Raw genomic sequence first — 20,240 nt, 5'->3', positions numbered from 1 at the left:
AAGCAAAACGGCGACCATTGGCCGCCGTCTAGCATTCAGGCACACCTGTGATCAGCTGGCCGCGGCGGTTTCCTGCGCGCTTGCCTGAGGCGCCGGCAGTGACGACAGCAAAGCCATGATCAGCGCCGCCAGGTAGGGCAGCGACTGCACCAGCAGCATGGCCACCCAGAACTTCACATCGGCGCTGGGCAATCCCTGAACGATGCTGATACCGATGGCCGAACCCCACAGCAGCAGCATGATAAACACTTCTTCGCGGGCCTCGGCCAAGGCCACCAGGATGCCGTGGTTGCTGGCCATCTTCGGGGTTCGGAAGAACGGGATGGTCTTGGTAAAGGTGCCGTAGAGCACCGCCTTGGCAATCGTGTGCGACAACGCCAGGCCTGCCAGGGCCGCCTGGAATGAGCGCACCAGGTCGACGCCCATGGCCTTGCGGTAGAGGAACAGGATCTTGCCCAGCTTGAAGAAGAACAGCGCCAGCGGCGGGATGGCGAAGATCATCAGCGGCGGGTCGACCCGCTGCGGCACGATGATCATCGCGGCCGACCAGAGCAGCGCGCCGACGGTGAAGAAGATATTCAGGCCATCGGCGATCCATGGCAGCCAACCCGCGACGAAGTGGTAGCGCTGGCCGCTCTTGAGTTCGGAATCCTTGCCAAGGAACAGGCTGCGGGCATGGCCTTTCATGATCTGAATGGCGCCGTAGGCCCAACGGAAGCGCTGCTTCTTGTAGTCGATAAAGGTGTCCGGCATCAGCCCCTTGCCGAAGCTTTCGTGGGCGTAGGCGGCGCTGTAGCCTTTCTCGAATACGCGCAGGCCCAGTTCGGCGTCTTCGCAGATGGTCCAGTCGGCCCACTTCAGCTCGTCCATCACGGTACGGCGAATCATGGTCATGGTGCCATGCTGGATAATCGCGTCGCGGTCGTTACGCGTGACCATGCCGATATGGAAGAAACCTTTGTATTCGGCGTAGCAGAGCTTCTTGAAGATGTTTTCGTTGCCGTCGCGGTAATCCTGCGGCGATTGCACCACGGCGATTTTCGGGTCGCTGAAGTGCGGCACCATGTACTTGAGCCAGTTCTTGTCGACGCAGTAATCGGCGTCGATCACCGCCACCACTTCGGCATCTGGCGCGGTGTGCGGCAGGATGTAGTTCAGTGCACCGCCTTTGAAACCGGCAATTGGTGCTACGTGGAAGAAGCGGAAGCGTGGGCCCAGGACTTTGCAATACGCCTCAACCGGCTCCCACACGGCCGGGTCCTTGGTGTTGTTGTCGATGATGATGACTTCGTAATCCGGGTAATCCAGTGCGGCCAGGGCGTCGAGGGTCTGTTTGACCATCTCCGGCGGCTCGTTGTAGCAGGGTACGTGCACCGATACCTTGGGGCGGTAGGCACTGTCGGCCAAGACCGGCTGGAACGGCCTGCGCCGCGCGCGGGTCCAGGCGGTTTCAGCCAGTTCGTGGGCTTCTGTCAGTAGGACGATAAACACGCCGAAGGCGCCAATGCCCAACAGCAGGCCAACCAAGGTGCTGAACCAGGTGCTGTACTGCTGGCTGTAGTCGTAGCCGATCCATACCAGGGCGGAGCCGCCGGCGAACGCGACAATTGTCAGGAAGGTGCGCCCGCGCTGACGCAGGGCACTGCCGTCGATCAGCATCAGCGCCAGGCTGAGCAGGGCCAGTACCACCGAACCGATGGCCAGCAAACGCCACTGGGGAATGGCCACCACCGGGCCTTCGAAGGCGAATTTGGCCTGGCGCTCGAGGTTGTACACGCCCCAGTAAGCACCTACCGAGCCTTCATCGCTTGCCTTCCACGGCTGGTCGAAGGCTTCGATGACGAAGTAGTTGTAGCCTTTGGCGTTCAGTGCATTGACCAGGGTGCGCAGGTAGATGGCCTGGTCTGCCTGGGAAGCATCGGCGCCGCCGCGCATACGGCCGTTGCTCGGCCAGCCGACCTCGGAGAGCAGCAGGGGTTTTTTCGGGAAGAGTTTTTTCAGGTCCTTGGCGCGCTCGAGGACGAATTCCGTGGAGTCCTCCATCGGCACAAACTCCCAATACGGCAGCACGTGGGCGGCGATCAGGTCGGTGTGCTGGGCCAGTTCCGGATGATCCTGCCAGATGTGCCACTGCTCGGACGTGGTCACCGGCACCTTGACCGCCGCGCGCACGCGGTCGATGTAGGCAATCAGGTTTTCCGGGGTCACTTCGCTGCGGAACAGCGCTTCGTTACCGACCACCACGCGCACTACGCTGCGTGAGTTATTGGCGATTTCGATGGCCTTGGCGATTTCCCGCTCGTTACGCTCCAAGTCTGGGCTGATCCAGATGCCTAGGGTCACGCGCAGGCCAAACTCTTCAGCCAATACGGGAATATTGCCCAGTGGGCCGTCTACCGAGTAGGTGCGGATGTTGTCGGTCTGCGTGCTCAGCAACTCCAGGTCGGCACGCATCTGCTCATCGCTGGGGTAGGTGTCCTGCTGTGGGTTCTGCCCGGCGCGGAAGGGCGAAAATGAATACCCAGATATCTGTTCCGGCCAGTCTGGTGCGGTTACCGGGCGGTTATAAAGCGCCCAGATACCGGTAAACACGGCGGCAATTGCCAGGAACATGACCAGGTTCAGTCCAAACTTACGCGAAGGCATAGTGTGCAGGTCCAGCGAAGGGGCAATAAAAAGCGACGAGCGTCGGGTGGCGCATGCTACGCCGCCGCCATTGGGCTGTATAGCTGGCAGGCCGGCATATTGATGGGACGATTGGCGGCCTTGAAGGTTCCGCTGGTGGCGATGTGCTACGACTGTTCATCGGTTAGCGAGGACTAGGCCAAGACAGTGCTTGGGTGCAGCACGTCGGCTACCTATAATGCGCGCCGCTTGTGGCTTGCGAGAGAGAAGAATGCCTGTGGATGAACAACGCTTTGCCGGGATCGCCCGTCTGTATGGTCGTCAGGGAGCCGAACGGCTGGCGGCTGCGCATGTGGCGGTGGTCGGTATTGGCGGAGTGGGCTCCTGGGCAGCCGAAGCGTTGGCGCGCTCCGGGGTGGGCGAGATTTCCTTGTTTGATCTGGATGATGTCTGCGTCAGCAACAGCAACCGTCAGCTGCATGCGCTCGACAGCACGGTTGGTCAGCCCAAGGTCGAGGTAATGGCGGCGCGTATCCGCGCGATCAATCCGGCCTGTGTGGTACATGCGGTGGCGGATTTCGTGACCCGCGAGACCATGGCCGAGTACATCACTGAGCAGCTGGATGCAGTGATCGATTGCATCGACAGCGTCAATGCCAAGGCTGCGCTGATTTCCTGGTGCAAGCGGCGCAAGATCCAGGTGATTACTACTGGCGGCGCCGGCGGGCAGATCGACCCGACGCAGATTCAGGTCGGCGATCTGAACAAGACCTGGAACGATCCGCTGGCGTCCAAGGTGCGTTCCACCCTGCGCCGCGATTACGGTTTTTCACGCACGCCTGGGCGCAATTACAGCGTGCCGTGCGTCTACTCCAGCGAGCAGCTGCGTTATCCCAAGCCCGACGGCACGGTGTGTCAGTACAAGGGCTTTGTGGGTGATGGGGTCAAGCTCGACTGCGCCGGTGGTTTTGGTGCAGTGATGATGGTGACCGCGACTTTTGGCATGGTTGCTGCGGCGCGCATCGTCGATAAATTGGTCGCCGGTACGCGGCGGCCGGCAGAGCGGCGGCCCGCGCATAATGATGTTGGCTAATATTTAAAGAATGACCGGTTACGGTCGATGTTCAGCAGGGATGTGCTGGTAGTTCTCTTTTGAGGTGTGCTGTGTTGTCCCTGCTGTGTCATGTAGTACGTCATATCCCGCGATCTGCGCTGTTGTTTGCTGCGCTTTCTGCTTGCCTGAGTGTCCATGCCCACCCGGTTGTGCGCGTTGGCACCGGTGATTGGGTGCCCTATGTTGATCAGCAACGCGAAGATGGCGGTGCCTTGTCGCGGCTCGTGCGCGACATTTTCAAGGCGGCTGGTTATCAGGTTGAGTTCGTCTATTACCCCTGGGACCGCAACCTGCTGATGCTTGAACAGGGTGGCCTGGATGCTGTGATGCCGTATATCTGCAGCAAGAGTCGCCAGCGTTTCACTGTATGTAGTGATGCAGTAGTGGCGGGGGACGTGGTGTTATTCCAGCGCCGCGATCAGCAACTTGTTTGGAGCCGTTTCGACGATCTTAAGAGGTTCCGCATCGCCACGACATTGGGCTATTCCTATGGTACGGAGTTTGATGCGGCGCTTGATGCTGGGCAGCTGCAGGTGCAGCAACATGGCAAAGAAGACACCGGCTTCCGTTTACTGAGCCTGGGGCGAGTGGATTTCCACCCTCAGGATCGAGCGGTTGGTTATGCCATGCTGCGTCGCTTGTTTTCCGAACAGGAGCGAGCGTTGATTACCCACAATCCGCGTATTTTGCATGCTGAACCGCTGCACCTGCTGTTTCGCAAAGGTGATACCAAGGCCGATCAGTTGCGCGAGACATTCAATGCCGGGCTGCGTCGCATGGCGCAGAGCGGTGAGCTGCAGCGTTTGCAACAGGCCTTGTATTCCGGCAATGCCGATCAGTGGCGCGCCGCGCCCTGATCATTGGCATCGAGCAAATGCTGCATCCGCGTCAGCACGGCCTGCAGGCCATTGCTGCGTGATGGGGACAGGTGGCGGGCCAGGCCGAGCTGGGTAAACCAGTCCGGCAGATCCAGTTGTGCCAGTTCGGATGCCGGCAAGTCGTTGACTCTGGCCAGCAGTAGCGCGAGCAGGCCACGCAACAGTCGTGCATCACTGCCGGCGCGAAACTGCCAGTGCGCGCCGTCATGCTCAGCCAGCAGCCACACCTGACTTTCACAGCCTTGCACCCGGTTGGCTTCACAGCGTTCAGCGTCACTCAGTGGGGTGAGCTGGTCGCCCCATTGCATCAGCAGGCGGGCGCGCTGTTCCCAGCCTGGGCAGGCGCTAAAAGCCTGCAGCGCAGTCTGTGCTCTGACGGGCAGGCTCATTGCAACAGCTCCAAGGCTTGATCCAGTGCACTGAAAAAACGCTGTAAATCGCCGCCATCGTTATACAAACCCAGCGACACACGAATCGCCCCGCTCAGACCGAGGCTCTGCAACAGCGGCATGGCGCAGTGATGGCCGGCGCGCACGGCGATGCCTTGTTCTGTCAGCAGGTGAGCAATGTCGGCATGGTGCACGCCATCGACCACAAAGCTGGCCAGGGCGACAGTCGGCGTGCCGAGCAGGCGCAGGCCCTGGCGCTGCTGCAACCCTGTTATCAGCTCGGCATGCAATGCCGCTTCGTGAGCGCTGACGGCATTGGCATCAAGGCTGCTGAGGTAATCCAGGCTGGAACCCAGGGCGATCACCGAGGCAATCGGTGGCGTGCCAGCCTCAAAACCCAATGGTGCAGGGCGGAAGGTGGCGTTGCTGTAGTCGGTGTGCAGCAGCATCTCGCCGCCAAACTGCCAGTGCGCCAGCTGCTCCAGGGCCTGAGGGCGGCCATAAAGCAGGCCGACGCCATCCGGGCCGTAGAGTTTGTGGCTGGAGCAGATATAGAAATCGCAGCCCAAGGCCTGCATATCCTGGCGGCCATGTACCACGCCCTGCGTGCCGTCGACCACTGTCAGTGCGCCTTGCGCCTTTGCCAGCGCGAGCAGTGGATCAAGCGGCTGCCAGCAACCGAGCACATTGGATAGCTGGCTGACCGCCAGCAGGCGAGTACGCGGGCCGATCAGCTGCGCGGCTTGGGCGAGGTCGATCAGCCCGTCGCTGTCCAGTGGCAGCACCACCAGCTTGAGCTGACGGCGTAGCGCCAGTTGCTGCCAGGGCAACAGATTGGCGTGGTGTTCCAAGGCGCTGATAACGATCTCATCGACTGGTTGAAAACTTTGCTCCAGGGCATATGCCAGCAGGTTGAAGGCCTCGGTGGCGCTGCGGGTGAAGATGATCTGTTCGGCGTTGGCGGCGTTGAGCCAGCGCGCAGCTTTCTCACGCGTTGCTTCGAAGGCGCGGGTGGCGCGCTCGCCCGGCAGATGCTGGGCCCGGTGCACGTTGGCTGCACCACCGGCGTAATAGCCGAGCAGCGCATCGAGCATGGCCTGGGGTTTCTGCGCGGTGGCGGCGCTGTCCAGGTAGGTCTGGCCTTCGGCAGCAAGGGCCAGAATGCCAGGGAAGTCAGCGCGCCAGGGGGAAGTCAGTGACATGGTTTTTCAGCGTCTATCTGGCGGCTAAAAGTTGGGTTTAGCGCGTTGCGAGCGCAGCCGCGCTAAACCCAACTTTTTAGTTGTGGGCGTGCAGGGCTTCGTTCAACTCAATGGCCGACTTGTGGGTTTTGCACTCCACAGCGCCGGTTTGCGAGTTGCGGCGGAACAGCAGGTCCGGCTGGCCCGCCAGATCACGGGCCTTGAGCACCTTGACCAGCTGGTTGTCAGCATCCAGCAGCGCCACCTTGGTGCCGGCAGTGATGTACAGGCCGGACTCCACGGTGTTGCGGTCGCCCAGCGGAATGCCGATACCGGCGTTGGCGCCGATCAGGCAGCCTTCACCCACCGAAATCACGATATTGCCGCCGCCGGACAGGGTGCCCATGGTCGAACAGCCGCCGCCCAGATCCGAGCCCTTGCCGACGAATACGCCCGCCGACACGCGGCCTTCGATCATGCCTGGGCCGGCGGTACCGGCGTTGAAGTTGACGAAGCCTTCGTGCATCACGGTAGTGCCTTCGCCCACGTAGGCGCCCAGGCGGATGCGCGCGCTGTCAGCGATACGCACGCCAGCCGGCACCACGTAGTCGGTCATTTTCGGGAACTTGTCCACTGAGAAGACTTCCAGCAGATCGCCTTTCAGGCGCGCTTCCAGTTGACGCTCAGCCAGTTCGCCGAGGTCGACGGCGCCCTGGCTGGTCCAGGCTACGTTTGGCAGCAGCGGGAAGATTCCGGTGAGGTTCAGGCCGTGCGGCTTGACCAGGCGGTGCGACAGCAGGTGCAGCTTGAGGTAGGCCTCAGGGGTGCTGGTCAGCGCGGCGTCTTCGGCGAGCAGAGTGACCACCAGAGGCTTCTGGCTTTCGGCCAGGCGGGTGAGCAGGGCGGACTGCTGGCTGTCGACATTTTTCAGCGCTTCGGCCAGATCGCCTGCCTGACTGTTGGTCAGACTGAGAGCCTGGTTGCCGCCTTGGTACGCGATTTTTTCCAGCACTTTGGCGACCAGTTCGCTGCTCGGGTTGAGCAGTGGCTGGGCGTAGAAGACTTCCAGCCAGGTACCCTGACGGTTCTGGGTGCCAACGCCGAAAGCCAGGCTGAATAGGGTTGTGCTCATGTTGTTTTCCTTACCGCAAATTCGTGTGGGCCGTCTGGTTCAAACCAGTTCGGCGGCATAACGGTCGGCTTTGAAGCCAACCAGGGTCTTGTTGCCGAGATCCAGCACCGGGCGTTTGATCATCGACGGTTGGGCGAGCATCAGTTCGATCGCCTTGTGCTGATCGAGGTCGCTTTTCTGCGCCTCGTCCAGCTTGCGGAAGGTGGTGCCTGCACGGTTCAGGATGGTTTCCCAACCATGCTCATTGCACCACTTTTCCAGGTTGCCACGGTCTATGCCGCAGGCTTTGTAATCATGAAAGGCGTAGCTTACCCCGTGCTCGTTGAGCCAGGTGCGAGCTTTTTTCATGGTGTCGCAGGCTTTTATGCCAAACAGGGTCTTACTCATCAGAGGCTCTTCACAAAATCACGGATACGTTCGGCTGCCGCCACGCACTCAGCCAGCGGCGCGACCAGAGCCATGCGCACACGGCCGGCACCCGGGTTGCTGCCGTCCACTGCGCGCGACAGGTACGAGCCAGGCACCACGGTGACATGCTCGCGGGCAAACAGCTCGCGGGTAAATGTTTCATCGTCTATCGGGGTTTTCGCCCACAGGTAGAAGCCGCCATCCGGGCGCTGCACATCCAGCACACCGTCGAGAATCGCCAGCACTGCATCGAACTTCTCGCGGTACAGGTCGCGATTGGCTTTGACGTGGGCTTCGTCGCACCAGGCGGCGACGCTGGCCAGCTGGGTTTGTACCGGCATGGCGCAGCCGTGGTAGGTACGGTACAGCAGGAAAGATTTCAGAATGGCGGCGTCGCCGGCCACGAAGCCCGAGCGCAGGCCGGGCAGGTTGGAGCGCTTGGACAGGCTGTGGAACACCACGCAGCGTTTGAAATCATGGCGGCCCAGTTCGGCGCAGGCGGTCAGCAGGCCGGCCGGTGGATTGGCTTCATCGAAGTACAGCTCGCTGTAGCACTCATCCGCTGCGATAACGAAGTCGAATTTGTCGGCCAGGGCTATCAGCTTCTTCAGCGTCGGCAGCGGAATCAGCGCGCCGGTCGGGTTGCCGGGTGAGCAGAGAAAGAGGATCTGGCAGCGCTGCCAGACCTCGTCGCTGACGGCGTCGAAATCCGGGTTGAAGCCGTGTTCTTCCAGGCATGGCAGGTAGTGCGGCTGCGCGCCGGCGAGAAAAGCCGCGCCTTCATAGATTTGGTAGAAAGGGTTGGGGCTGACTACCAAACCACCTACATCGCGCTTAACCACCGCCTGGGTAAAGGCAAACAGTGCCTCGCGCGTACCGTTGACCGGCAGCACGTGGCGCGCCGGATCAAGCGTGCTGGCTGGCAGGCCAAAGCGGCGATCACACCAGTTGGCGATCGCTTCACGCAGCGCCGGAATGCCCAGGGTGGTCGGGTAGACCGCAAGCTGGTCGAGGTTGGTGCGCAATGCCTCAGCGACAAACTCCGGCGAGCGGTGTTTCGGCTCGCCGATCGACAGGGCAATCGTGCTCTTGTCGGTTGGAGCCTGCACGCTGCCCAGCAGGGCGCGAAGCTTTTCGAACGGGTAGGGCTGCAGCTGGTTTAACGCGTCATTCATTGTTCATTCCTGAGTTCTGCCTGCGCCCGCATCCTGGATGTCGGGCGGCTCAAGGGTAATAAGGGGCTTTAAATAACGATTCGGCTTGGTTCGGCCTGCGTGCCTGGGGCATCGGACAGTTGCGCCACCATGGTTTCCTGCAGGCGCATGCATAGCTCGGGGTCGGACAGCGGCTGGTTTTGCGCATCGGTGACGAAGAACACGTCTTCCACCCGCTCGCCCAGGGTGGCGATCTTGGCGTTTTGCAGCGACAGGTCGAAGTCGAGAAAGATTCGCCCGATCCGCGCGAGCAGGCCAGGGCGGTCGGGAGCCGTGACTTCGAGGATGGTCACCGGTCGGTGCGCATCGTTGTGAATGGTCACCTGCGGCGCGAAGGCAAAGTGCTTGAGCTGGCGCGGTACGCGGCGCTGGATGATATTCGGGTAATCGTCCGGGTTTTTCAGCGCGTCGATCAGGCCCTGGCGAATTTCCTTGATCCGCGCCGGGTTCTCGCCAATCGAGCCGCCTTCGCCTTCGAGCACGATGTAGGTGTCGAGGGTGAACTGGCTGGTGGAGGTGAGGATTCGCGCGTCATGGATGTTCAGGTTGAGTTGGGCCATAGCCGCCACGGTCACGGCAAAGAAGTCGTGCTGATCCTGGGCGTAGATGAATATCTGCGTGCCACCTTCAAACTCGCGCTGGGTAGTTTCCTTGATCAGCACCAACGGCTCGCTGTTGTTGGCGTGCTGCAGGATCGCCTCGCTGTGCCAGGCCACGTCCGATGCCGTATGGCGCAAGAAGTAATCGTCACCCAGTTGCGACCAGAGCTGCTCTGCGTCGTCTGGGTCGGTGCCGCCGCGCACCAGGATGTCCAGCGCGGCGATCTGCGTCAGGCGAATCTGCTCTTCGCGGTCTAGCGGGTTTTCCAGGCCGCGGCGCATTGCACGCTTGGTCTCGGTATACAGCTGGCGCAGTAGGCTGGCGCGCCAGGAGTTCCACAGGCTGGGGTTGGTGGCGTTGATGTCGGCCACGGTCAGCACATAGAGGTAATCCAGGCGGGTTTGGTCGCCGACCAGGCGGGCGAAGTCGAAGATCACCTGCGGGTCGGAGAGATCCTTGCGCTGCGCCGTGGTGGACATCACCAGGTGGTGTTGCACCAGCCAGACGATCAGTTTGGAGTCCCAGTTAGGCAGCTGGTGGCGTACACAGAAGGCTTCGGCATCCACTGCGCCTAGCTCCGAATGGTCGCCGCCACGGCCTTTGCCGATGTCGTGGTAAAGCCCGGCCATATAGATCAGTTCGGGTTTGGGTAGCTTGTCGATCAGCTTGCTGGCCAGGGGGAATTTTTCCGCAAGCTCAGTCCACTTGAACTTACGCAGGTGCTTGATCAGGTTCAGGGTGTGCGCATCGACCGTATAGATGTGGAACAGGTCGTGCTGCATCTGCCCGACAATATGGCCGAACTCCGGCAGGTACAGGCCGAGGATGCCGTAACGGTTCATTCGGCGCAGATTGCGATGAATGCCTTGCGGGCTTTTGAACAGTTCAACGAACAGGCTGGTGTTGCGGATGTCACGGCGGAAATCATCGTCGATCAGGTGACGGTGCTCGCGCAGCAGACGAATGCTGTTGGCGCAGACGCCTTTGATGTCGTGGTGCTGCGCCATCAGCACGAAGATTTCCATGATGGCAAACGGCGTACGCTTGAAGACGTTGGGGTGCGCGACTTCGATATAGCCATCCCGCAGCAGGAAGCGACTGTTAAGCGGCGTGGCCTGACCGATTTCGCCGGCGTGCAGAATCTGCTCTTCGAAGTGCTGGACGATCAGGTCGCTCAGTTCGGCGATCGCCATCACCACGCGGTAGTACTTCTGCATAAAGCGCTCGATGGCGCGCTTGCTGTCGCTGTCTTCGTAACCCAGTAGGGCCGCTACCTTGCTCTGGTGGTCAAACAGCAGGCGGTCTTCGGCGCGGCCGGCAAGCATATGCAGGGCGTAGCGCACCTTCCAGAGGAATTCCTGGCTGGAGGCGAGCAGGGCGTATTCGCTTTCCAGCAAAAAGCCCTGGCCGACCATGGCGTGCAGGTTCAGTGTGCCGAAATGCCGGCGCGCGACCCAAAGAATGGTCTGGATATCGCGCAGGCCGCCGGGCGAGCCTTTGACGTTTGGTTCCAGGTTGTATTCGGTGTCGTTGTATTTGCCGTGACGAGCGCGCTGCTCTTTGTGCTTGGCCAGGAAGAACTGCTTGCTTGGCCACATCTGCTCGGTGCTGGTAACCGCCTGCATACGCTGACGTAGGCGTTCGGGGCCGGCGATGGTGCGGCTTTCCATCAGGTTGGTGATCACCGTGAGGTCGGCGCGTGCCTCTTCAGCGCACTCATCCACGCTGCGCACACTTTGTCCGACTTCCAGGCCGATGTCCCAGAGCAGGGTAAGGAAGCGTTCTATGGGCTCGCGGAAGGTTTCGTGGTCGGCGTTGTCGAGCAGGATTAGCAGGTCGATATCGGAGAAGGGGTGCAGCTCGCCGCGGCCATAGCCGCCGACGGCCAGCAGGGCGATATCGGCGTCTCCACTCCAGGACAGGCGGTCCCAGGCTTCGCGCAGGATCTGATCGACAAACCAGGCACGGTCCTCGACCAGGCGGCGTACGTCGCGGCCGCTGGTGAAGCGCCCGTCGAGTACTTCACGGGCGTGGCGGATGGCCTTCTTGAAAGCCGCAATGGGGCTGGCCTTGAGGGCCAGTTCCGCCTGGAACTGGCCGCGGTCGAACAGCTCGGGATCTACCTGCGGCATTGCGGCCTTCCTTCTATCTATACAGCAGACTCAGCGAGCGGCTCAGGCCGATGTGCGGGCGATGGTGTCATCACTGCGCAGGGTGAAGATCTCGTAGCCATCAGCGGTCACCAGAATGGTGTGCTCCCACTGGGCGGAGAGCTTGCGGTCCTTGGTGATCGCGGTCCAGCCGTCACCTAGGGTGCGAGTTTCCGGGCGCCCCTGGTTGATCATTGGCTCGATGGTGAAGGTCATGCCTTCCTTGAGTTCCATACCAGTGCCGGCGCGGCCGTAGTGCAGCACTTGCGGTTCTTCATGGAACACCGCGCCAATGCCGTGGCCGCAGTATTCGCGCACCACCGAGAAACCGTTCTTCTCCGCATGCTTCTGGATCACCTCGCCGATGTCGCCCAGGCGCGTGCCCGGCTTGACCAGTTCGATACCTTTATACATGCACTCCTGGGTGATCTTGGCCAGGCGCTCAGCCCACTCCGGCACCTTGCCAACCATAAACATCTTGCTGGTATCGCCGTGGTAGCCATCTTTGATTACGGTGATATCGATGTTGATCACGTCGCCTTCTTTCAGCGGCTTGTCATTCGGGATGCCGTGGCAGACCACGTGGTTGACCGAAGTGCAGATCGACTTGGGAAAGCCTTTGTAATTGAGCGGCGCAGGGATGGCCTGTTGCACGTTGACAATATAGTCATGGCAGATGCGATCAAGCTCTTCGGTGGTGACGCCGGGCTTGACGTGTTCGCCAATCATTTCCAGAACTTCGGCAGCCAAGCGACCGGCTACGCGCATTTTCTCGATTTCGTCGGGCGTTTTGATGGTGACGGTCATGTGCGGCTCTCGAACGCGAACAGAAAGGGCGACATCTTAACAGCTACAAGTCGCCAGCCATAAGCGCCACGTTAAACATGCGGCTGACTTGGCTGCATATGTTGCTGTCTGCGAGTAGCTTGCTCCTGACTTTTATGGTATAAAACGCGCCGCTTTACGGGCTGTGTGCTCGAAAGCTTAAACCCACACACGTATCGACACGGTTTCCTGGGTGCCTTGCGACAAGTTCGCCGGGTTGGAGATCGGGATGCGTGGAGGCCTAACCCGACTTATCAAGGAACTATCATGTCCCAAGTCAACATGCGCGATATGCTGAAGGCCGGTGTGCACTTCGGCCACCAGACCCGTTACTGGAACCCGAAAATGGGCAAGTACATTTTCGGCGCGCGCAACAAGATCCACATCATCAACCTTGAAAAAACCCTGCCAATGTTCAACGAAGCGCTGTCCTTCGTTGAGAAACTGGCTTCGGGCAAAAACAAGATTCTGTTCGTGGGCACCAAGCGTTCCGCTGGCAAGATCGTTGCTGAAGAAGCAGCACGTTGTGGTTCGCCGTACGTTGATCATCGCTGGTTGGGCGGCATGCTGACCAACTACAAAACCATCCGCGCCTCGATCAAGCGTCTGCGTGATTTGGAAGTTCAGTCTCAGGACGGTACTTTCGCCAAGCTGACCAAGAAAGAAGCCCTGATGCGCACCCGTGATCTGGAAAAACTGGATCGCAGCCTGGGTGGTATCAAGGACATGGGCGGTCTGCCAGACGCTCTGTTCGTGATCGACGTTGACCACGAGCGCATTGCTATCACCGAAGCCAACAAGCTGGGCATCCCAGTTATCGGCATCGTCGATACCAACAGCAGCCCGGAAGGCGTTGACTACATCATCCCAGGTAACGATGACGCCATTCGCGCCATCCAGCTGTACATGGGTGCCATGGCTGACTCGGTAATCCGTGGTCGCACCAACGCTAACGGCGGCGCCGACGAGTTCGTTGAGCAAGCCCCGGCTGCAGAAGCTGCTGAAGGCTAAGTAAAACGCGCCTAGCGTTTGCTTAGTTCGCAAAAAGGGGGCTTTGCCCCCTTTTTGCCACCTTGAAAACCATCGTCGACGTGCAGTTGCAATCGTTTCTGGTCATTGTCGGCAATGCGTTACGAATTGAGCGCCCGTTTTCGCGGGTGGAATGGTTAACAACCTATCCAGAGGATTTTGAAATGGCAGAAATTACTGCAGCGTTGGTTAAAGAACTGCGTGAGCGTACTGGCGAAGGCATGATGGATTGCAAGAAGGCCTTGACCAAGGCTGGCGGCGACATCGAAAAAGCCATCGACGACATGCGTGCTTCCGGCGCGATCAAAGCTGCCAAGAAAGCCGGCAACGTGGCTGCTGAAGGCGCCATCAGCATCAAGGAAGATGGCAAGACTGCCGTCATTCTCGAAGTCAACTCGCAGACCGACTTCCTGGCTCTGCAGGACGATTTCAAGAACTTCGTTGCTGCCAGCGTCGAGAAAGCCTTTGCTGACAAGATGACCGAAGTTGAGCCGCTGATCGCTGCTCAAGAAGAAGCCCGTCTGGCCCTGGTTGCCAAAACTGGTGAGAACGTCAATATCCGTCGTCTGGCGCGTATTGAAGGTGACGTTCTGGGTTCTTACCTGCACGGCAACAAGATCGGTGTTGTGGTTGTGCTCAAGGGCGGCAACGTCGAACTGGCTAAAGACATCGCCATGCACGTAGCTGCAAGCAACCCTGAATTCCTGCTGCCTTCGGAAGTGTCTGCTGAAGCCATCGAGCGCGAGAAAGCCGTGTTCGTCAGCCTCAACGAAGACAAGATCAAGGGCAAGCCGGCTGAAATCGTCGAGAAGATGGTTGCTGGTCGTATCCAGAAGTTCCTGGCTGAAGCCAGCCTGGTTGAGCAAGCCTTCGTTAAGGATCCGGAAATCAAGGTCGGTGCTCTGGCCAAGAAAGCCGGTGCTGAAATCGTTTCCTTCACCTACTTCAAGGTTGGCGAAGGTATCGAGAAGCCAGTCGACAACTTTGCTGAAGAAGTTGCTGCGCAAGTAGCTGCTGCCAGCAAGCAGTAAGACGGCTAACCGCTGTTGCCCCGAAGAGGCTGCCCGCTAACGCGCGCGGCCTCTTTGTCAAATTGAGGGCACAGCTAAGCTGTGGGGTGGTTGGGGCTTTGGCACCAATGACTCGGGGCGCTGTCGAAGCGCTCGATAAAAGCGAACCGAAGGTTTGCACAGAATTCAAACGCCGCAGGAGAGACTCGCAATGGCTCAGCAGATGAGTGGTCGTCAACCGCGCTACAAGCGCATTCTGCTCAAACTTAGCGGCGAGGCCCTGATGGGGTCGGAAGATTTCGGCATCGATCCCAAGGTGCTTGACCGCATGGCTCTGGAAGTCGGCCAGTTGGTCGGTATTGGCGTACAGGTCGGGCTGGTGATCGGCGGTGGCAACCTGTTTCGTGGCGCGGCGCTGAGTGCTGCGGGCATGGACCGGGTAACCGGCGACCACATGGGTATGCTGGCCACTGTAATGAATGCCCTGGCCATGCGCGACGCCCTGGAACGTTCGAACATTCCGGCCATCGTTATGTCGGCCATCTCCATGGTCGGGGTGACTGATCATTACGATCGCCGCAAGGCTATGCGCCATCTGAAAACCGGTGAGGTGGTGATTTTCGCCGCTGGCACTGGTAATCCGTTCTTTACCACCGACTCGGCCGCTTGCCTGCGCGCCATCGAGATTGATGCCGACGTGGTGTTGAAGGCCACCAAGGTCGATGGTGTGTACACTGCCGATCCATTCAAAGACCCGCATGCCGAGAAGTTCGATCGCCTGACCTACGATGAGGTGCTCGACCGCAAGCTGGGCGTAATGGACCTGACGGCCATCTGCCTGTGCCGCGACCATAATATGCCGTTGCGTGTTTTCAACATGAACAAGCCTGGTGCCCTGCTGAACGTTGTAGTCGGCGGCGCTGAAGGCACTCTGATTGAGGAAGATAAACATGATCAATGAGATCAAGAAAGACGCCCAAGTGCGTATGCAAAAGAGCCTGGAATCACTGGTTCATGCCTTCAGCCGAATCCGTACCGGTCAGGCCCACCCAAGCATCCTAGGTGGCGTGATGGTGCCTTACTACGGCTCCGACACCCCGCTGAACCAGGTGGCCAACGTCACCGTCAAGGACGCCCGCACCCTGCAGGTTGTGGCCTTCGAGCGCAACATGCTGTCTGCTGTCGACAAGGCGATCCAGAGCTCCGGCCTGGGCTTCAATCCGACCAACCTGGGTGAGCTGCTGCTGATATCCATGCCGGCGCTGACCGAAGAAACCCGTAAGGGCTTCACCAAGCAGGCGCGTGATGCGGCTGAAGATGGTCGTGTGGCGGTGCGCAATATTCGTCGTGACGCCCTGAGCCAGTTGAAAGACCTGGTTAAAGAGAAGGAAATCAGCGAAGACGAAGAGCGCCGTGCGGCCGACGAAATCCAGAAGCTGACCGACAAGTTTGTCGCGGAAATCGAAGTGGCAGTGAAGCAGAAAGAAGCGGATTTGATGGCCGTTTAACGGCCAGGATATCGTCATGGAAAAGACCAAAGACGGTAGTCCGTTCGCCGTGCCACGGCATGTGGCGATCATCATGGACGGTAATAATCGCTGGGCGAAGAAGCGTCTGTTGCCCGGCGTGGCCGGTCATAAAGCCGGTGTCGATGCGGTGCGTGCGGTGATCGAGGTGTGCGCCGAGGCGGGCGTCGAGGTGCTGACTCTGTTCGCCTTTTCCAGTGAAAACTGGCAGCGCCCGGCCGAGGAAGTCAGTGCGCTGATGGAGTTGTTCCTCAGTGCACTGCGCCGCGAGGCGAAGAAACTCAATGCCAATGACATCAGTCTGCGCATTATTGGTGATCGCTCACGCTTTCACCCTGAGTTGCAGGCCGCGATGCGTGAGGCTGAAGCGCAGACTGCTGGCGACAAACGCTTTGTCCTGCAAGTGGCGGCCAACTATGGTGGCCAGTGGGATATCGCTCAGGCGGCGCAACGTTTGGCCCGTGAAGTTCAAGGTGGTCATTTGCGCGCCGAGGACATTACCCCTGAGTTACTGCAGAGCTGCCTGGTAACCGGCGATTTGCCGCTGCCGGATCTGTGCATCCGCACCGGTGGTGAGCACCGCATCAGTAACTTCCTGCTCTGGCAGCTGGCTTACACCGAGCTGTATTTCTCCGACCTGTTTTGGCCGGATTTCAAACACGACGCCATGCGCAAAGCCTTGGCCGATTTTGCTAGCCGCCAGCGTCGCTTTGGGAAAACCAGCGATCAGGTGGCTGCTGAGGCCCGTAGCTGATGCTCAAACAACGAATTATCACGGCGCTGGTGCTGTTGCCATTCGCTCTGGGTGGCTTCTTTCTGCTCAATGGCGCTCTGTTTGCGCTGTTTATCGGTGCGGTGGTCAGTTTGGGCGCCTGGGAGTGGGCGCGGCTGGCAGGATTTACTGCTCAGGTGCAGCGCGTGGCCTACGCCGCGCTGGTAGCTGCGTTTTTGTTTGGCTTGTATCTGTTGCCGGCGTTGGCGCTTTGGGTGCTGTTGCTTGGGGTTGTCTGGTGGGTAGTAGCAACCTTTCTGGTGTTGGGTTATCCAGCCAGCAGCCGTTACTGGACTCAGGCTCCGATCAGATTGCTGATTGGCTTGTTGATTCTGCTGCCAGCCTGGCAGGGCCTGGTGCTGTTCAAGCAGTGGCCTGAGGCGAATTGGCTGATTCTCGCGGTGATGGTGCTGGTGTGGGGGGCGGATATCGGCGCCTATTTCGCCGGCCGCCGCTTCGGCAAACGTAAGCTGGCCCCGCAGGTGAGTCCCGGTAAAAGCTGGGAGGGGGTATTCGGTGGCCTGCTGGCGACCCTGCTGATCTGTGTGGGTGTGGCGATTTACCGTGACTGGTCGTTTGCCAGTCTGTTGCTGGGCTTGACCGGCACCGCCGTGGTGGTGTTGATCTCGGTGGTCGGTGATCTGACCGAAAGCATGTTCAAGCGCCAATCCGGAGTTAAGGACAGCAGCAATCTGCTGCCGGGCCACGGCGGCGTGTTGGACCGTATCGACAGCCTGACGGCGGCGATTCCTGTGTTCGCCGCGCTGCTATGGCTAGCGGGTTGGGGCGCGCTGTGAGTCATCCGCAGCAGATCACTGTGCTGGGGGCGACCGGCTCGATTGGTCTGAGCACCCTCGATGTCATTGCGCGTCACCCTGAGCGTTATCAAGTCTTTGCGCTATCTGGCTTCAGTCGTCTGACTGAACTGGAGGCGTTGTGCATGATCTACCGCCCGCGCTTTGCTGTGGTGCCGCAGGCTCTGGATGCCCGTCACCTGCAAGAAGGTCTGCGTGCAGCTGGTCTAGCTACTCACGTGCTGCATGGTCCCGAGGGGTTGTGTGAAGTGGCAGCGCATCCTGAAGTGGATGCGGTGATGGCTGCTATCGTCGGTGCGGCAGGCTTGCCGCCGACCCTGGCAGCCGTTGAGGCTGGCAAGAAGGTGCTGCTGGCCAACAAAGAAGCTCTTGTGATGTCGGGCGCGCTGTTTATGCAGGCTGTGCGTAAAAGCGGCGCTGTGCTGTTGCCCATCGATAGTGAGCACAATGCGATTTTCCAGTGCCTGCCGGGTGACTACGCTCGCGGCCTGCAGCAAGTCGGTGTGCGGCGTATTCTATTGACCGCCTCGGGCGGGCCGTTTCGCGAGATGCCGCTGGAGCATTTGCATGCTGTCACTCCCGAGCAGGCGTGCGCTCACCCGAACTGGTCAATGGGGCGCAAGATTTCGGTTGATTCGGCGAGCATGATGAACAAAGGCCTGGAGCTGATCGAGGCTTGCTGGTTGTTTGATGCCAGTCCTGATCAGGTTGAGGTGGTAGTGCATCCACAGAGCGTGATCCACTCGCTGGTCGATTATGTCGACGGTTCGGTACTGGCCCAGTTGGGCAATCCGGATATGCGTACACCCATCAGTCATGCCTTGGCCTGGCCGGAGCGTATTGACTCCGGTGTTGCACCGCTGGATCTGTTCGCCATCGCTCGGTTGGACTTCCAGGCTCCGGACGAACAGCGCTTTCCTTGTCTGCGCCTGGCGCGTGAAGCGGCGCAGGCTGGCGGCACTGCTCCTGCCATGCTTAATGCGGCCAATGAAGTGGCGGTTGCCGCGTTTCTTGAGCGGCGCATCCGCTTTCCCGAGATCGCGAGTATCATCGAAGACGTTCTGCATGCTGAGCCCGCCTTGGCGGTTGAGAGCCTGGATACGGTGCTGGCCGCTGATGGTCGGGCCCGCCATCTGGCCGAACAATGGCTGAGTCGGCGCTGATCGCCGACGCGGAGAAGTTTGATGAGTGCGCTTTATATGCTGGTCGGTACCCTTGTTGCGCTTGGGGTGCTGGTAACCATCCACGAATATGGACACTTCTGGGTCGCCCGCCGTTGTGGCGTCAAGGTGCTGCGGTTTTCCGTAGGCTTTGGCAGCCCGTTGCTGCGTTGGCATGACCGCCAGGGGACCGAATTTGTAGTGGCCGCCATCCCGCTGGGTGGCTACGTGAAAATGCTTGGTGAGCGCGAAGGTGATGTGCCGACGGAGTTGCTTGATCAGTCGTTCAATCGCAAGTCGGTCCAGCAGCGTATTGCCATTGTGGCGGCCGGCCCAGTGGCGAATTTCCTCCTTGCTCTTCTATTTTTCTGGGTTGTAGCGATGCTGGGCAGCCAGCAGGTGCGCCCGGTTATCGGCGCGGTTGAGGCGGGTAGCCTGGCCGATGTCGCCGGCTTGCAGGTCGGGCAGGAAATTGTCGCGATTGATGGCGAGCCCACTACGGGCTGGGCTGCGGTGAATCTGCAGCTGGTCAGCCGGTTGGGTGAAAGTGGTCGACTGGATCTCGCGGTACGCGAGCCGGGTTCCTCGGTCGACAGTCCTCGGCAGATCGTCCTGGATAACTGGCTGCGTGGTGCCGATGAGCCGGACCCTATCTCTTCATTAGGTATTCGGCCTTGGCGTCCGGCGCTGGAGCCGATTCTGGCGCAGCTTGACCCCGAAGGCCCTGCATTTGCTGCGGGCTTGCAGGTCGGTGATCGTTTGCTTGCGCTAGATGGTCAGCCCCTTGCGGATTGGCAACAGCTTGTAGATCAGGTCCGCGGTTTACCAGGTAAAAAAATCAGCTTGTCGGTCGAGCGTCAAGGTCAGCAGCTGGATGTACCGCTTACCTTGGCTGCACGAGGTGAGGGTGAGGCCCTTAGTGGTTATCTAGGCGCCGGGGTGGCGGGTGGCAAATGGCCGCCGGAGATGCTGCGTGAAGTCAGCTATGGCCCGTTAGAAGCCATCGCCGAAGGTGCCAAAAATACTTGGACAATGAGCGTTCTAACCCTTAATTCTCTGAAGAAAATGCTGTTTGGTGAGCTCTCGGTAAAAAACTTGAGCGGGCCGATAACCATTGCTAAAGTGGCGGGCGCTTCTGCTGAGTCGGGTTTGAGTGATTTTCTTAAATTTCTTGCCTACTTGAGCATTAGTCTGGGGGTTCTTAATTTGTTGCCTATCCCCGTGCTGGATGGGGGGCATCTGCTTTTTTATCTGGTCGAGTGGGTGCGTGGTCGCCCGCTGTCGGAACGGATACAGGGTTGGGGGATGCAGATCGGCATCAGTTTGGTCATCGGGGTGATGTTGCTGGCCCTGGTAAACGATTTGGGTCGTCTGTAGCCGCTGCTGAATTACGCTCTCGGTACGAACAAGAC

18 protein-coding genes are annotated in these 20,240 nt (G+C 59.7%); 10 read left to right on the top strand and 8 right to left on the bottom strand.

The features are described from left to right. Positions 1-51: 51 nt before the first annotated feature. The gene (locus RHP75_RS14700) at positions 52-2,646 is read right to left on the bottom strand and encodes a glycosyltransferase (RefSeq protein WP_311088839.1); all 2,595 of its coding nucleotides are present in this window, start codon (positions 2,644-2,646) and stop codon (positions 52-54) included. 250 nt (positions 2,647-2,896) lie between these two features. Between RHP75_RS14700 and tcdA the strand changes: the two genes are divergently transcribed. Beyond that, on the top strand, positions 2,897-3,718 hold the full coding sequence (gene tcdA / locus RHP75_RS14695; RefSeq protein WP_311088838.1) for a tRNA cyclic N6-threonylcarbamoyladenosine(37) synthase TcdA: 822 nt from the start codon (positions 2,897-2,899) through the stop codon (positions 3,716-3,718). A gap of 74 nt (positions 3,719-3,792) precedes the next feature. Then, the gene (locus RHP75_RS14690) at positions 3,793-4,596 is read left to right on the top strand and encodes a transporter substrate-binding domain-containing protein (protein WP_311088837.1); all 804 of its coding nucleotides are present in this window, start codon (positions 3,793-3,795) and stop codon (positions 4,594-4,596) included. Here the strand turns inward: RHP75_RS14690 and RHP75_RS14685 are convergent. The 7 genes from RHP75_RS14685 to map all read right to left on the bottom strand — a co-directional run bounded on the left by RHP75_RS14685 (position 4,575) and on the right by map (position 12,498). After that, the gene (locus RHP75_RS14685) at positions 4,575-5,006 is read right to left on the bottom strand and encodes a SufE family protein (protein WP_311088836.1); all 432 of its coding nucleotides are present in this window, start codon (positions 5,004-5,006) and stop codon (positions 4,575-4,577) included. The genes RHP75_RS14690 and RHP75_RS14685 overlap by 22 nt on opposite strands. After that, positions 5,003-6,208, bottom strand: a complete 1,206-nt coding sequence (locus tag RHP75_RS14680; protein WP_311088835.1) for a cysteine desulfurase — start codon at positions 6,206-6,208, stop codon at positions 5,003-5,005. Before RHP75_RS14680 ends, RHP75_RS14685 begins: the two co-directional genes overlap by 4 nt. A 76-nt stretch (positions 6,209-6,284) precedes the next feature. Beyond that, positions 6,285-7,319, bottom strand: coding sequence for a 2,3,4,5-tetrahydropyridine-2,6-dicarboxylate N-succinyltransferase (gene dapD / locus RHP75_RS14675; RefSeq protein ID WP_311088834.1), 1,035 nt, complete (start codon positions 7,317-7,319; stop codon positions 6,285-6,287). 39 nt (positions 7,320-7,358) lie between these two features. Further along, positions 7,359-7,706, bottom strand: coding sequence for an ArsC family reductase (locus RHP75_RS14670; protein WP_311088833.1), 348 nt, complete (start codon positions 7,704-7,706; stop codon positions 7,359-7,361). After that, entirely contained in the window at positions 7,706-8,902 is a 1,197-nt protein-coding gene (gene dapC / locus RHP75_RS14665; RefSeq protein ID WP_311088832.1) for a succinyldiaminopimelate transaminase, read from the bottom strand. The genes RHP75_RS14670 and dapC overlap by 1 nt, the downstream gene beginning before the upstream one ends. Before the next feature lie 68 nt (positions 8,903-8,970). Then, the gene (locus RHP75_RS14660) at positions 8,971-11,673 is read right to left on the bottom strand and encodes a [protein-PII] uridylyltransferase (RefSeq protein WP_311088831.1); all 2,703 of its coding nucleotides are present in this window, start codon (positions 11,671-11,673) and stop codon (positions 8,971-8,973) included. Positions 11,674-11,715: 42 nt separating this feature from the next. Further along, the gene (gene map / locus RHP75_RS14655) at positions 11,716-12,498 is read right to left on the bottom strand and encodes a type I methionyl aminopeptidase (RefSeq protein WP_090248397.1); all 783 of its coding nucleotides are present in this window, start codon (positions 12,496-12,498) and stop codon (positions 11,716-11,718) included. A 285-nt stretch (positions 12,499-12,783) separates the two neighbouring features. Here map and rpsB point away from each other — a divergent pair, with 285 nt between their 5' ends. The 8 genes from rpsB to rseP all read left to right on the top strand — a co-directional run bounded on the left by rpsB (position 12,784) and on the right by rseP (position 20,205). After that, positions 12,784-13,527: a 30S ribosomal protein S2 gene (gene rpsB, locus RHP75_RS14650; RefSeq protein ID WP_170049648.1), complete on the top strand. Its 744-nt coding sequence runs from the start codon at positions 12,784-12,786 to the stop codon at positions 13,525-13,527. 182 nt (positions 13,528-13,709) lie between these two features. Beyond that, complete coding sequence (gene tsf / locus RHP75_RS14645; RefSeq protein ID WP_311088830.1) at positions 13,710-14,576, top strand: translation elongation factor Ts; 867 nt, start codon at positions 13,710-13,712, stop codon at positions 14,574-14,576. 190 nt (positions 14,577-14,766) lie between these two features. Further along, positions 14,767-15,516 carry a UMP kinase gene (pyrH, locus tag RHP75_RS14640; RefSeq protein ID WP_160015693.1) on the top strand — a complete coding sequence of 250 codons (750 nt, stop codon included), beginning with the start codon at positions 14,767-14,769 and terminating at the stop codon, positions 15,514-15,516. Next, positions 15,506-16,063, top strand: coding sequence for a ribosome recycling factor (frr, locus tag RHP75_RS14635; protein WP_090383231.1), 558 nt, complete (start codon positions 15,506-15,508; stop codon positions 16,061-16,063). Before pyrH ends, frr begins: the two co-directional genes overlap by 11 nt. 16 nt (positions 16,064-16,079) lie before the next feature. Next, positions 16,080-16,835 carry a polyprenyl diphosphate synthase gene (uppS, locus tag RHP75_RS14630; protein ID WP_090248390.1) on the top strand — a complete coding sequence of 252 codons (756 nt, stop codon included), beginning with the start codon at positions 16,080-16,082 and terminating at the stop codon, positions 16,833-16,835. Beyond that, on the top strand, positions 16,835-17,650 hold the full coding sequence (locus RHP75_RS14625; RefSeq protein ID WP_311088829.1) for a phosphatidate cytidylyltransferase: 816 nt from the start codon (positions 16,835-16,837) through the stop codon (positions 17,648-17,650). Before uppS ends, RHP75_RS14625 begins: the two co-directional genes overlap by 1 nt. Next, positions 17,647-18,831 carry a 1-deoxy-D-xylulose-5-phosphate reductoisomerase gene (ispC, locus tag RHP75_RS14620; RefSeq protein ID WP_311088828.1) on the top strand — a complete coding sequence of 395 codons (1,185 nt, stop codon included), beginning with the start codon at positions 17,647-17,649 and terminating at the stop codon, positions 18,829-18,831. The genes RHP75_RS14625 and ispC overlap by 4 nt, the downstream gene beginning before the upstream one ends. Before the next feature lie 21 nt (positions 18,832-18,852). Further along, complete coding sequence (gene rseP / locus RHP75_RS14615) at positions 18,853-20,205, top strand: sigma E protease regulator RseP (RefSeq protein WP_311088827.1); 1,353 nt, start codon at positions 18,853-18,855, stop codon at positions 20,203-20,205. Positions 20,206-20,240 lie beyond the last annotated feature (35 nt).

Origin of the sequence: Pseudomonas sp. SG20056, from assembly GCF_031764535.1 — a bacterium.
Taxonomy (GTDB): domain Bacteria; phylum Pseudomonadota; class Gammaproteobacteria; order Pseudomonadales; family Pseudomonadaceae; genus Aquipseudomonas.
The sequence above is the reverse complement of the archived record's forward strand: the minus strand, read 5'-3'. Positions and strand labels throughout refer to the sequence as shown.

Excerpts from the sequence above, each read along its gene's own strand:
- rseP (WP_311088827.1), top strand. The coding sequence starts at position 18,853 with ATGAGTGCGCTTTATATGCTGGTCGGTACCCTTGTTGCGCTTGGGGTG.
- tcdA (WP_311088838.1), top strand. The coding sequence starts at position 2,897 with ATGCCTGTGGATGAACAACGCTTTGCCGGGATCGCCCGTCTGTATGGT.
- uppS (WP_090248390.1), top strand. The coding sequence starts at position 16,080 with ATGGAAAAGACCAAAGACGGTAGTCCGTTCGCCGTGCCACGGCATGTG.
- RHP75_RS14660 (WP_311088831.1), bottom strand. The coding sequence starts at position 11,673 with ATGCCGCAGGTAGATCCCGAGCTGTTCGACCGCGGCCAGTTCCAGGCG.
- RHP75_RS14680 (WP_311088835.1), bottom strand. The coding sequence starts at position 6,208 with ATGTCACTGACTTCCCCCTGGCGCGCTGACTTCCCTGGCATTCTGGCC.
- pyrH (WP_160015693.1), top strand. The coding sequence starts at position 14,767 with ATGGCTCAGCAGATGAGTGGTCGTCAACCGCGCTACAAGCGCATTCTG.
- dapC (WP_311088832.1), bottom strand. The coding sequence starts at position 8,902 with ATGAATGACGCGTTAAACCAGCTGCAGCCCTACCCGTTCGAAAAGCTT.
- RHP75_RS14685 (WP_311088836.1), bottom strand. The coding sequence starts at position 5,006 with ATGAGCCTGCCCGTCAGAGCACAGACTGCGCTGCAGGCTTTTAGCGCC.
- dapD (WP_311088834.1), bottom strand. The coding sequence starts at position 7,319 with ATGAGCACAACCCTATTCAGCCTGGCTTTCGGCGTTGGCACCCAGAAC.
- frr (WP_090383231.1), top strand. The coding sequence starts at position 15,506 with ATGATCAATGAGATCAAGAAAGACGCCCAAGTGCGTATGCAAAAGAGC.
- RHP75_RS14700 (WP_311088839.1), bottom strand. The coding sequence starts at position 2,646 with ATGCCTTCGCGTAAGTTTGGACTGAACCTGGTCATGTTCCTGGCAATT.
- RHP75_RS14625 (WP_311088829.1), top strand. The coding sequence starts at position 16,835 with ATGCTCAAACAACGAATTATCACGGCGCTGGTGCTGTTGCCATTCGCT.
- rpsB (WP_170049648.1), top strand. The coding sequence starts at position 12,784 with ATGTCCCAAGTCAACATGCGCGATATGCTGAAGGCCGGTGTGCACTTC.
- map (WP_090248397.1), bottom strand. The coding sequence starts at position 12,498 with ATGACCGTCACCATCAAAACGCCCGACGAAATCGAGAAAATGCGCGTA.
- tsf (WP_311088830.1), top strand. The coding sequence starts at position 13,710 with ATGGCAGAAATTACTGCAGCGTTGGTTAAAGAACTGCGTGAGCGTACT.
- RHP75_RS14670 (WP_311088833.1), bottom strand. The coding sequence starts at position 7,706 with ATGAGTAAGACCCTGTTTGGCATAAAAGCCTGCGACACCATGAAAAAA.